Raw genomic sequence first — 12,252 nt, 5'->3', positions numbered from 1 at the left:
CATCACCCTGACTTAGATGATTTAATTGAAAACTTCTAAACAGCATCCATCACACCAGAAATTTCCTGCTCTCGTGATTCGATATTTGGTGACGATGGTTTCTGAGTCTTGTTTTTAGTGGTAACTACAGATAGCACTGCGGGTAGGGTGATACACACAACAGTATTAACCAGTGTCAGCAATAGACCATCCATGAAACTCATATAGTATCCTCTTTCGTATGCAAAGTTATTTCTTATTATCTTTTAGTTTGATGCATAATTGGCGACTTTTTTGATATGTATAATTTTGTTTATTTTCTAGACTCTATAAGTTAGATAAATATATTGATTAATCTATGAAATAATATCGTCAAACAATCTAACATAGACCTTATATATTCAACGTCTCACCCAGGGAATAATACTAAATAAGTAATAGGTCTTTACCTATTAAGTAGGTGAATATAATTAAACATAAAACATTGAGGATATAGATCCCCGACTTTTCTAAGAAGTGGGGGATCTGGGTATTACGTTTTTTTTAGTTTGAGCTACTTACCTATTGTGAATGCAAATGAGATTTAGCCTAGCATTTGCGGATATACTGATGGTGAAATGTCTCCAAAACCTAGAATAGGTTGGGAAAATAGGACAAGAATCGGATATCTATGCCGCATAGTTTTTACAGCATGGAAGTGAAGGTTTTCTGACTCTCGGATCAATGGAAAATGGGTACGAATTATGCAGAGATTAGTACCTACAGATCATAAATTTAGTTCGGGGAACACCGAGAACAGAATTGCGGTCTAAATTTACAGAATTGGTTGCCTGTAACTACGTAAGTGGTACAGTAAGGAAAACTGGTAGTCTCGATGATGGTTTTGATGGGAGCGGAACTCTTGACAGCAGGTTGAGTAAGTTTGGCTTGATCAACCCGAATTTTCGAGAGCAACTTGGGTAATACTAAGCAAACTGTAGCGTTGAGGAAAGTCAGCAGTAAAGCGTCTACTAAGTTGATAGGTAGTCACCCCCGGGGCAAAATAGGTAGTCTCTGTTTTTGTATACAGCACAAATAGAGCAACTGATTTTTGGATAATCGATTGCTTTTAGTCTATATAAATTTACTCTAACATAAATTTTTATCAATACAACCGTTAAGACTGTGAAATGGCTTACACCATAGGCTATGCAGTTATTGAGGAGAAGTAATATAACCTAATAGCAGTTTACTATATTCAGGAGATGTGTTATGACAACCATTCAAACCACCCCTAGTTATTTATCGCAGATCAGCAAGCGAGAAAGTCAAGAGCTGCAACGTTTAGTAGATTACACCGATGTGGTGGCTTTGCCAGAAATTTGGCCTTTGGCGGCGAAAAAGTTTGGTGATGTGGTGGCTTTGCATAATCCCAATAGCCAACCGGAAGTAATTATTAGCTATAGTCAGCTAGCGGAGGAAATTAAATACTTTGCTGCGGGTTTGCAAGCATCAGGAGTCAACGCAGGCGATCGCATTTCCTTGATATCTGATAATAGTCCCCGGTGGTTCATTGCCGATCAAGGGATTATGACAGCTGGTGCAGTCAACGCCGTGCGGAGTTCCCAATCGGAACGGGAAGAACTACTATTCATTATTACCAATAGTGACAGCACAGCTTTAATAGTCGAAGATTTAAATACCCTTAATAAACTGAGTGCTGGACTGAATAATCTGCCCATTCAACTGATTATTTTACTTTCAGAAGAAGTACCACCAGCAGAAAGCAGTATTCGAGTGATGAATTTTGCTGAGTTAAGAGAAATTGGAACTAAAAATACCTTAACACAGGCGCAGCAAACTGGAGAAAGCCTAGCGACTCTCATATATACTTCCGGCACTACAGGCAAACCCAAAGGTGTGATGCTGTCCCATAGCAATATCTTACATCAAGTTAAAACTCTAGGTACAGTAGTCCAACCACAGCCAGGGGACATAGTTCTGAGTATCTTACCCTCTTGGCACAGTTATGAGCGTAGTGGTGAGTATTTCTTACTTTCTCAAGGTTGCACACAAATTTATACTAAATTACGTTCTGTCAAGCAAGATTTAAAAAAATTCCAACCCCATTACATGATTGCTGTCCCTCGCCTGTGGGAATCGATTTATGAAGGAGTGCAAAAGCAATTTCGGGAACAACCAGCCAAAAAGCAACAGCTAATTAAGTTTTTACTAGGAACCAGTGAACACCATATTCACAAAAAACGCATTGCTCAAGGATTGAGTTTAAATCATCTCCAAACCTCCAGCTTAGAAAAAATCATTTCTGGGATAGTAGCCTCAGCCTTATTACCCCTTCATAGTTTGGGAGAACGCCTAGTATACAATAAAGTCCGCCAAGCCACTGGTGGACGGATCAAGCAAGTAATTAGCGGTGGTGGGGCGTTACCCAGGCATATAGATGACTTTTTTGAAATTATTGGTGTGGAAATTTTGCAGGGTTATGGCTTAACAGAAACCTCTCCTGTGACAAACGCCCGTCGTCCTTGGCATAATGTGCGGGGTTCATCAGGACAACCCATTGCTGGTACAGAAGTGAAAATTGTTGATCCGGAAAATAAAACTCCTCTACCAATGGGTAACAGAGGTTTAGTTTTATTAAAAGGACCACAAATCATGCAAGGCTATTACAAAAATCCCGAAGCCACAGCCAAAGTAATTGATAGTGAGGGCTGGTTTAATAGTGGTGACTTGGGTTGGGTGACTCCAGACAATGATTTAGTATTAACAGGTAGAGCTAAAGATACAATTGTGTTGACCAATGGGGAAAATATCGAACCTCAACCCATTGAAGATGCTTGTTTGCGATCGCCCTACGTGGATCAAATTATGCTATTAGGACAAGATCAGCGCAGCATCGGGGCGTTAATCGTTCCCAACACCGAAGCCCTGCAAAAATGGGCAGATAGTCAAAATCAGCAACTACAGTCATCAGAAGAAAAATCTGGCGAAATCAGCACATCGATTGATCTGGAGAGTAAAATGATCCAGGACTTGTTTCGGCAAGAATTGAATCGGGAAGTGCAGAACCGTCCAGGATATCGTCCCGATGACCGCATTGGCCCCTTCAGGTTAATTGTCGAACCCTTTTCTCAAGAAAATGGCTTGATGACCCAAACCCTGAAGATTCGTCGCCACGTAGTTGCGGAACGCTATCGTGATCTAATTGACGGAATGTATCCCCGATAAACATTCCATCTGCTAACTCTAGAGTGAACGTGAAACTTTTATGGATGTCTCCAACCCTAACTTGTTGCTGAAGCGTGTTGTTAATGTCAAAGTGATTGTAACTCCTCTGTGGAAAGAGGAAGTACAACAGCAACTGCAAGCACAAATGAATCAAAATGATCAGCAACTGCAACAACTGGATGCAGAAGGACAAAGAGCAATTGCTGCTATTCAAAAGCAGGGTTTACAACCACCAGGTCCCCAAACCTTGCAACAAATTGACAGTATCCAAGCTCAAGTTAATCAAAAGAAAACTGAACTGCTAGAGCAAAAAAATCAATTTTTACAAAACCTCCAGCAAGTACAAATTCTGGAGTTAGATCAAGAAGTTAATCAATTTCAAATGGAAGGCTTTTTCCGTGTCGAAAAAGGTGATAACTTAATTAGAAAAATGCAGGTAGAAATCCTGTTACGCGATGGTGTTGTAGAAGACATTCGCGGCGACATTTAAGTTATTCGCAACTTTGAGATAACTTTTGTTCTCGGCTACTCCCAGTGCGACAATGTATCTGGGAGCCAGCCCAAACGATTTGCCACATTGGGGGAGAACTGACTAGGAGCGATCGCCCAAAAGTAGTCATTTCTACGCGATATTGAATCATCTCCACCGCATCATCAGCTGGTAATTGCGTAATTTTCACTAAAGCTTGATTTGGTTCGGGATAAACCACCTCTACCCGACGCTTGACATCAGTCAATGATTGCTCATCTAAAACATTCAAAGCCAACATAGCCGGGTCACTACCTTGCAGGGCAAAGTTGATATCTTCTAGTAGTATAGTTTGATATTGGTTACGTTCTGAGTCAGTTTGCATATTTTGAGTATGTTGGATATTTGCCACTTCCTCTTGCTGACCAAAGCTATTTTCTCCCATTAATCTCAATGATTCCTCTTGAGAGAGATAAACCCCAGCAGCAGCAGTCGTCAAGATACTTAGTAACAAAATTAAAACAAAATTTCGCTTGTTCAACAACATAAAACTAAACAAGAAATCTCAAAAGGTTAATGATCAAGGGGAAATAGGCTGGAAAATCTGGAATTATGCAGTTTTCCTGAGATGCTTCTAGGGCGCTTGTCTGGGAAGGAGTACAAGCTTTGTCCCAGTCTCTCCCCCGTTCCCTGTCCCCTGTTCCCTGTTCCCTACCAATATGTCCGTTACTATATGATCTAGACTTTTATCTGATTTGGAGGTTCCTGGGTTAATTCATCGATCACTCCTGAATCCCAGGAGAAAATTTCCGGGTGAAAACTCCTCAGCCAAGATACAATTTAAACTGGCAAAAGCTGCTAAAGTCCATAAACCATTGATTCTGATACCACCCTATGAGCATTCACGAAGTATTTATGCCGGCGCTGAGTTCCACCATGACAGAAGGTAAAATTGTTTCCTGGGTGAAATCCCCCGGCGACAAAGTGGAAAAAGGTGAAACCGTGGTGGTGGTTGAGTCAGATAAGGCAGACATGGATGTGGAAACCTTCTATGAAGGATATTTAGCCCACATCATAGTACAAGCTGGTGACAGCGCTCCGGTAGGATCTGCGATCGCCTACATAGCAGAAACAGAAGCCGAAATTGCTACCGCCCAGACCTTAGCTAACTCCGGTACAGCTGCGGCCAGTCCTACCCCCGCCCCCGAACCAGTGGTAGCCGCAGTAGCAACACCCACCTTAACTACTCAAAACGGTTCTAATCACCGGGAAGGGAGAGTAATAGTTTCACCCCGCGCCCGCAAATTAGCCAAAGAGTTAAAAGTTGATTTAACTAGCCTCCAAGGTAGTGGCCCCTACGGTCGCATCGTCGCCGCAGATGTAGAATCACTCCTAAATAAAGGTGAAAAACCCGCCCCCACACCAGCACCTACCTTTACTCTAGCCCCTGCACCCGCACCAGTTACCACTCCAGCCCCAGTAGTTCCAGGTCAAACAGTACCTCTAACCACCTTCCAAAATGCTGTAGTTCGCAACATGGTAGCCAGCCTAGCTGTACCCGTGTTCCGTGTAGGTTATACAATTAGCACCGACGGTTTAGATAAACTTTACAAACAAATTAAATCCAAAGGCGTAACCATGACAGCGCTATTGGCTAAAGCTGTAGCGGTGACATTACAAAAACATCCATTATTAAATGCCAGTTATTCAGAATCAGGAATTGTGTATCATTCTGGCATCAACATCTCCGTAGCAGTAGCAATGGATGATGGCGGATTAATCACACCAGTATTGCAGAATGCAGACATAGTAGATATTTATTCCCTCTCCCGCTCATGGAAATCCTTAGTAGAACGTGCGAGAGCCAAACAACTGCAACCAGAAGAATACAACAGTGGGACATTTACCCTCTCCAACTTAGGGATGTTTGGCGTAGATACATTTGATGCCATCTTACCACCAGGACAAGGCTCAATCTTAGCCATTGGTGCATCCCGTCCCCAAGTAGTAGCCACAGGCGACGGCTTATTTGGCGTGCGTCAACAAATGCAAGTCAACATCACCTGTGACCATCGCATAATCTACGGCTCTCATGCAGCAGCCTTCCTACAAGACCTAGCAAAACTGATTGAAACCAACACCCAATCACTAACGATGTAACAGAAAAATAGAGGCGTAGGGGTGCTACGCCTCCCTCCTCCCCCTTTGCGTTAAAAACTCATCCCTTTACACAAACAACTTGCTTCAGTGTAGCCACAACCTCCACCAAATCCGCTTGATTTGCCATCACCTGATCTATGGATTTATAAGCACCAGGAATTTCATCCAAAACTCCGGTATCCTTGCGACATTCCACACCCTTAGTTTGCTCAATCAAATCATCAAGAGTATAAGCTTTTTTGGCCTTATTTCTAGACATTAACCGCCCCGCCCCGTGGGAGCATGAGCAAAAGCTATGAGCATTACCTTTACCCTTAACAATGAAAGATTTTGCTCCCATTGAACCAGGAATAATCCCATAGTCTTCAGTTTGGGCGCGAACTGCACCCTTACGAGTTACATAGACATCCTCATCAAAATGCACTTCTTTTTCGGCGTAATTGTGATGACAATTGACCTGCAATAAAGGTTTAGTCACCTTACCACCCGCCAAATGCTTCTCAATGATGTGCTTAAACCGCGCCATCATCACATCCCGGTTAAAACGTGCGTAGTCTTGCGCCCACTGTAAATCATGCCAGTATGCCTGAAATTCTGGTGTACCAGCGATGAAGTAAGACAAATCAGGGTCAGGTAATTGATTCCCCGCCATTTTCGCTAATTCTTTGGCTGTACTAATATGGCACTGTGCGAGCTGATTACCAATATTACGAGAACCAGAATGCAACATTAGCCAAACTTCGTTTTCTGTGTCGAGGCAAACTTCAATAAAATGATTACCTCCGCCCAGAGAACCCATTTGTTTCATCGCTTTGCTTTGCAAGTTTTGAACACCTGGATGTAAGTCGGAAAAATCCCGCCACCGTTGCCAATTAGCAGCAGATTTTTCCACATCTTTATTAGCATTAAATCCTGTAGGAATGGCTGCTTCAATATCTAGGCGAATTTTCTTCAGTTTGCCTTCTAGTTGTTCACCTGTAAATGGCATTTTGATCGCACTCATCCCGCAACCCAGGTCCACACCCACAGCCGCTGGAATTATTGCTTCTTTAGTGGCGATTACCGAACCAACTAAAGCACCTTTACCTAAGTGAACATCTGGCATTAAAGCTATATGCTTAAACACAAATGGTAATGATGCTACATTCTTGGCCATCTTGATTTCATCTGACCCTAAAGGGTGATTTGCCCAAGATAAAACAGGGGATGGTGTCGTAATTTCTAACTTTTCGTAGGGCATAGTTTTATTTAATTTTCAAGGTTCTAGTTGATTGATAATTTCAGCGAAAGTTTCGTGTTTCTGCACTAACTAAGTACAAACAACTAATTAAATAAAATTTCCTATTCAGGAAAAACAGCAACTTTCACAGGTTACTAGAACAGGATTTATTAGTGATGATAAACAAAACTTTATCTGATATTTAATTATGTCTATCTACTTAGTAGCGGCAAGTTTGTGGGGATATGACATTTTATTTTCTCCGAAAGAACTCAGATACTACTAATGTAATATATGAAAATTCGGATGTCAATGCGATCGCCTGTGCTATGGCTAAATATTCCCTTGACCCACAAAAGCAGATCCTCACAGCCAGAATTAGTTAAAATTTGTAAATAATTCAGCTAATCCATGAAATCTGGTGAAATCCTATGGCTACACGTCAAGACACAATTTGGGAAAAATTTCTCTCACCTGTGGTGACAAAGTTGATTGATCAAGAGGCTTTACAGCGCTACTCTGATAGTATCAACTGGGAGCAAGAATGCGATCGCCTGCGACAATCTGATGTGATCATGCCTTCATACTACAACCAGCAAAACTTTCATGGCATTGAAGGCGGCTATCTCAACTCTAGTGCAGCAGTTTCCTACGATCCCATTACTCAATACGTTCTACCACCCAACGAAACTGTAGTACGTCAAGCCTTAATCGATGCCATCAAAGTCCAACCACGACGGATACTAGATTTAGGCTGCGGTACAGGTTCCACAACCTTAATGTTAAAACAGGCATTTCCCAAAGCCCAAGTCATTGGTTTAGACTTATCTCCTTATATGCTAGTGAGGGCAGAAGATAAAGCTAAAACTGCGGGTTTAGATATACACTGGCAACATGGTAATGCCGAAACCACGAATTTTCCCGACGGTGATTTTGATTTAGTCACGGCTTCTTTATTATTTCATGAAACACCCAGTGTAGTTTGTCAGGCTATACTGCGGGAAAGCTTTCGGTTATTGGTGACTGGTGGACAAGTTTTAATCCTCGATGGTAATCAGAATACTCTGCGTCAGTTGCATTGGCTGAATGATATCTTTGAAGAACCCTATATTCGTGAGTATGCGGCTGATAACTTAGATGCACGTATGGGCGCAGCCGGATTTGAATCGGTGCGAACTGAGGGGGTTTGGTGGATAAATCAGGTAACAAGGGGAATTAAACCCATTCCTGTAGCAGATGCAAATATGCGAAATCATGCCCAGCAGGACGTACCGACACCAAGAGATGCCACAATCGATAATAATGATTTGCAGGACTTTGGATCTCCAGTGTTTGGCATAACGGCATGAGTTTAAAGGCAGTTTTATTTGATTTTAATGGTGTGATCATTAATGATGAACGCATCCACCTACAACTAATAGATGAGATTCTGGTAGAGGAAAACTTGCAACCCCAAAAGACTAGTGAGCGTCAGGCTGGTTTGGGGCGGAGCGATCGCGCTTGTTTTCAAGATTTGCTGACTGATCGTGGTAGAGTGGTTAGTGATGAGTACCTAACTAAACTGCTGCACCGGAAAGCCAAAGCATATGTGCAGGAAATAGAAAAAATCACCAAACTGCCATTGTATCCAGGTGTAGAAGATTTAATATATCAGTTGCGATCGCTCAAAATTACCCCAGAGGATACCTCTAGAGTGAAATTGGGCTTAGTTAGTGGTGCAATTCGTTCAGAAATAGAATTAATATTAGAACGGGCTGAACTCAGTGAATATTTTTCCGTCATCGTTGCAGGTGATGACATTACCACCAGTAAGCCCCAACCAGATGGTTATCTTTTAGCTGTAGAACGTCTCAACCAAGCATATCCTGACTTGGATCTCCAACCCCAAGAATGTCTAGCAATTGAAGATACTCCCGCCGGGATAGCAGCCGCAAAAACGGCTCAAATGCAGGTAGTTGGTGTAGCGAATACTTACCCCTTTCATATGCTTCAGCGTTGCTGTAATTGGACTGTGGATTATTTGATTGAGTTAGAACTGGAACGAGTCCAGGAAATTTATTCACAAAAAGATATGAAACTTACAGTGCCAGAGTGTTAATATATGATATGTGTGTCAGAGTGTGTTACTCTGCATTCATCCGGGGAATTAGCTCAGTTGGTAGAGTGCTGCGATCGCACCGCAGAGGTCAGGGGTTCGAGTCTCCTATTCTCCATTTACTTTCATGTACATTGCCAAATTATTTGACCGCGTTGACAAATTGTTGTCCGTATTGCCAAATTGTTGTCTTCCTTGCCAAATTAATTGTCACATTGACTTAGTTTTGTCTTCAAACTGGTGTTGACAGATTAATTGTCCTTAAACTTTAGCTCAAAGTAATCATAACCAATGCTGTGTACGATCGCAGCACTCCTTTCAACCCACCTTAATTTTAGAATACAATCTTAATTGATTAGGCTTTGAAACACAAAGCAAAAATATTATGGCAGATCTCAACCCGCCTCACTCCGGGAGGGGTATAGTAGGGTGTTTGCCCTTTTGTCGCCAAGTCTCAAACTCTGGGTGTTGATTGACTTGAAGCAATAGTTCATTAATTAATGGCGTATTTTTCTCTGCCATCAACTGCCATAGTTGTTGACGGGTAGATTCACTTGCTACTAAACCACACTGAACAGTAATTTGGCTCATCGCTTTTATACATATTTGTCTAATACTAACATATTTGTATTATACCAGTCTTCTGTAAAATAGTTTTTTATGCAGGAGACATTTTTTTCAAGCAAGGAAGCCTCTCAAATTACAGGTTGTACCCTTCGCCAGATCCAGTATTGGCGAGAGAAGGGGATTGTTGTACCTGTAATTAGTGAGACGGGAACGGGACGCAGTATTTATTACTCAAAGTCTAATTTGGTGGAACTGGCAGCAATGGTATATTGGCTGTCTGTGGGGATAAGTTTTGATATTGCCTGTGAAACCCTGAAAAGGCTGAAGGCACAAGAGCCGGAGTTGTTTATTTCAGGTAAGGGTAAGCGGTTTATGTTGTTGTTATCAGCACAGAATGAGTCGCTTTCTCTAGTAGAATTTGACAGGGAAAGTGCGATCGCATCCTTAGACGAAGGTAAATCAGTTATTCCCGTGTGGTTAGATGTTATTTATAATCGCTTGGCATCAAAATTATCAAATTAATGTATAGTTACTTATACTCAGGTTCGTAAGGTGTTAGATAAACTGAAAAACAACGAACCTAAACTGCTCTTTTCTATGTCTGACAAGCGTATGCCTACCTACCTTAATGATTTTAAGCAAACACTGTAGAACGAAATAATTGGGCTGGTTTCGCTCATCCACCGTATTTGTGGCATTATTGATGAGCTAAATGAAGAATTGGTTGCGTAGTATGAGGGAAAAGTTGGACTTTCAAATACCGGAAAAATGGTTGTGGAGTACTTTTGGCGATATTTGTAGTCATCCTCAGTATGGCTATACAACCAAAGCTGCAACGAGTGGCACAATAAAGCTTTTGCGAACTACTGACATTACTTCTGGGAAAATTGACTGGTTATCAGTCCCTTATTGCAGCGAGAACCCAGAAGAAATTGATAAATTTTTGCTTGAGGATGGAGATATTATAATTTCAAGGGCTGGTTCTATAGGAGTAAGTTATTTACTAAAAAACACGCCTGAATACGCTGTCTTCGCATCTTATTTGATTCGCTTTAAACCATTTATTAACAAACAGTTTTTTAAGCTATTTCTTGAAAGCCCTTTCTATTGGCAAAAAATTTCAGAAAGCAAGTTAGGAATAGCAGTACTAAATGTTAATGCCAATAAATTGAAAGAGATCCCCATTCCTGTTCCTCCCTTAAACGAACAAGTCCGCATAGTTGCCAAAGTTTATGAACTTTTTTCTGAGTTGGATAACGGTATTCAAAACCTAAAAATGGCTAGGGAGCAGATCAAGGTTTATCGACAGGCAATACTAACAGATGCTTTTGAAGGCAATCTGACTGCAAAATGGCGTAAGACTCATGCGAATCAATTAGGAAACGCACCCAAACTGATAAGACGGATTACACAAGAACGAGAACAGTTATTTTATCAAAAGTTAGATGAATGGGAAAAAGCTGTAGCCGTTTGGGAAGTAAATGGTAAACAAAGCGCAAAACCTAGAAAACCACAAAAACCTACCAAATTACTTCCGCTAACAGAACAAAAACTGGCTGAACTACCCCAAATCCCAGATGGATGGTGTTGGGTTAGACCAGAAGAAGTTTGTTCACCGGAAAAATATTCAATAGGAATTGGTCCCTTTGGTAGTAATCTTAAAGTTAGCGATTACCGACAAAGTGGGATTCCTCTAATTTTTGTAAAAAATATTACAAATAATGATTTTGATTTGGATCTTAAATATATTTCTGAGCATAAATTTCACGAGTTACAAGCTCACACTATACAGCCTTTTGACATAGTTATAACAAAGATGGGAAACCCTCCTGGAGATGTTGCAATTTATCCTAATGGGTTTCCTGTTGCTGTACTCACTGCGGATTGTCTGAAATTTCGAGTCTGGAACGATTTTGTGAATAGGAATTATTTTAAATATTGCATCGAGTCTAATTTAATCAAGAAACAAATTGGACTTATTACTAAAGGTGTTGCACAAAAGAAGATAAGCACTGAAAGATTTAAAACATTATGCTTTCCTCTACCTAGTAGAGAAGAACAAGATAGGATTGTTTTAGAAATAGAGAAAATAATTTCTACTGTTGATATTTTGCAATTTGAAATAACCAATAATCTCCAAAAATCCGAGGCTTTTCGGTACAGTATTCTCAAAAAAGCCTTTTCTGGTCAATTGGTATCACAAGATCCTAATGATGAACCAGCAAGCATCTTATTAGAACGTATTCGTGTAGAACGTGAAACAACACCAAAGCAAACTCGTAAAAGATTAACAAACAAGATAAAACAGGAGAAATCTACAATGCCCAATTTGATAAATGTACTTAAATCAGCAGAGGATTGGTTAAGTGCTAAAGATGTTTTTCGTCAATGTGGTATTAGGGATGGAACAGAAACAAAAGATATTGAAAAACTTTATCTTGAGCTTCGTGATTTAGTAAAGGAAGAGAGCATCAAAATAGAACGGCGAGGGGATGAAGACTGGCTTTGTATTTGTTCAATAAAGGAGGAATAACT

Annotated in this window: 12 protein-coding genes and 1 tRNA gene; 9 read left to right on the top strand and 4 right to left on the bottom strand. The window is 40.9% G+C overall.

Annotated elements, in window-relative coordinates; translation table 11 throughout:
• Positions 1-35: 35 nt before the first annotated feature.
• Complete coding sequence (locus tag ACM0OP_RS02040; RefSeq protein ID WP_414526719.1) at positions 36-203, bottom strand: hypothetical protein; 168 nt, start codon at positions 201-203, stop codon at positions 36-38.
• 1,027 nt (positions 204-1,230) lie between these two features.
• Here ACM0OP_RS02040 and ACM0OP_RS02035 point away from each other — a divergent pair.
• Together ACM0OP_RS02035 and ACM0OP_RS02030 are read left to right on the top strand one after the other, a co-directional pair.
• Positions 1,231-3,207, top strand: coding sequence for an AMP-dependent synthetase/ligase (locus ACM0OP_RS02035; protein WP_414526718.1), 1,977 nt, complete (start codon positions 1,231-1,233; stop codon positions 3,205-3,207).
• A gap of 40 nt (positions 3,208-3,247) precedes the next feature.
• Complete coding sequence (locus ACM0OP_RS02030; protein ID WP_414526717.1) at positions 3,248-3,697, top strand: YlqD family protein; 450 nt, start codon at positions 3,248-3,250, stop codon at positions 3,695-3,697.
• Between the two features lies 1 nt (position 3,698).
• Here ACM0OP_RS02030 and ACM0OP_RS02025 read toward each other — a convergent pair whose 3' ends face one another.
• Positions 3,699-4,223, bottom strand: coding sequence for a hypothetical protein (locus tag ACM0OP_RS02025; protein WP_414526716.1), 525 nt, complete (start codon positions 4,221-4,223; stop codon positions 3,699-3,701).
• 347 nt (positions 4,224-4,570) lie between these two features.
• On the opposite strand from ACM0OP_RS02025, the gene ACM0OP_RS02020 reads away from it, so the two are divergent.
• Positions 4,571-5,836 carry a dihydrolipoamide acetyltransferase family protein gene (locus ACM0OP_RS02020; protein WP_414526715.1) on the top strand — a complete coding sequence of 422 codons (1,266 nt, stop codon included), beginning with the start codon at positions 4,571-4,573 and terminating at the stop codon, positions 5,834-5,836.
• Between the two features lie 58 nt (positions 5,837-5,894).
• Here the strand turns inward: ACM0OP_RS02020 and ACM0OP_RS02015 are convergent, their stop codons facing one another.
• Complete coding sequence (locus ACM0OP_RS02015) at positions 5,895-7,076, bottom strand: RtcB family protein (protein ID WP_414526714.1); 1,182 nt, start codon at positions 7,074-7,076, stop codon at positions 5,895-5,897.
• Positions 7,077-7,300: 224 nt separating this feature from the next.
• Between ACM0OP_RS02015 and ACM0OP_RS02010 the strand changes: the two genes are divergently transcribed.
• The 4 genes from ACM0OP_RS02010 to ACM0OP_RS01995 all read left to right on the top strand — a co-directional run bounded on the left by ACM0OP_RS02010 (position 7,301) and on the right by ACM0OP_RS01995 (position 9,268).
• Entirely contained in the window at positions 7,301-7,441 is a 141-nt protein-coding gene (locus ACM0OP_RS02010; protein WP_414526713.1) for a hypothetical protein, read from the top strand.
• Between the two features lie 45 nt (positions 7,442-7,486).
• Positions 7,487-8,404, top strand: a complete 918-nt coding sequence (locus tag ACM0OP_RS02005; RefSeq protein WP_414526712.1) for a class I SAM-dependent methyltransferase — start codon at positions 7,487-7,489, stop codon at positions 8,402-8,404.
• Positions 8,401-9,153, top strand: coding sequence for an HAD family hydrolase (locus tag ACM0OP_RS02000; RefSeq protein WP_414526711.1), 753 nt, complete (start codon positions 8,401-8,403; stop codon positions 9,151-9,153). The genes ACM0OP_RS02005 and ACM0OP_RS02000 overlap by 4 nt, the downstream gene beginning before the upstream one ends.
• 42 nt (positions 9,154-9,195) lie before the next feature.
• Positions 9,196-9,268, top strand: a tRNA-Ala gene (locus tag ACM0OP_RS01995).
• A gap of 287 nt (positions 9,269-9,555) precedes the next feature.
• On the opposite strand, the gene ACM0OP_RS01990 is transcribed toward ACM0OP_RS01995, so the two are convergent.
• On the bottom strand, positions 9,556-9,741 hold the full coding sequence (locus tag ACM0OP_RS01990; RefSeq protein ID WP_414526764.1) for a hypothetical protein: 186 nt from the start codon (positions 9,739-9,741) through the stop codon (positions 9,556-9,558).
• 69 nt (positions 9,742-9,810) lie between these two features.
• Between ACM0OP_RS01990 and ACM0OP_RS01985 the strand changes: the two genes are divergently transcribed.
• Together ACM0OP_RS01985 and ACM0OP_RS01980 are read left to right on the top strand one after the other, a co-directional pair.
• Positions 9,811-10,239, top strand: a complete 429-nt coding sequence (locus tag ACM0OP_RS01985; protein ID WP_414526710.1) for a MerR family transcriptional regulator — start codon at positions 9,811-9,813, stop codon at positions 10,237-10,239.
• Between the two features lie 190 nt (positions 10,240-10,429).
• Complete coding sequence (locus ACM0OP_RS01980) at positions 10,430-12,250, top strand: restriction endonuclease subunit S (RefSeq protein ID WP_414526709.1); 1,821 nt, start codon at positions 10,430-10,432, stop codon at positions 12,248-12,250.
• Positions 12,251-12,252: the final 2 nt, after the last annotated feature.

This window comes from Nodularia chucula CCY0103 (assembly GCF_963923915.1).
GTDB classification, from domain to species: domain Bacteria; phylum Cyanobacteriota; class Cyanobacteriia; order Cyanobacteriales; family Nostocaceae; genus Nodularia; species Nodularia chucula.
This window is presented reverse-complemented; position numbering and strand designations above follow the sequence as displayed.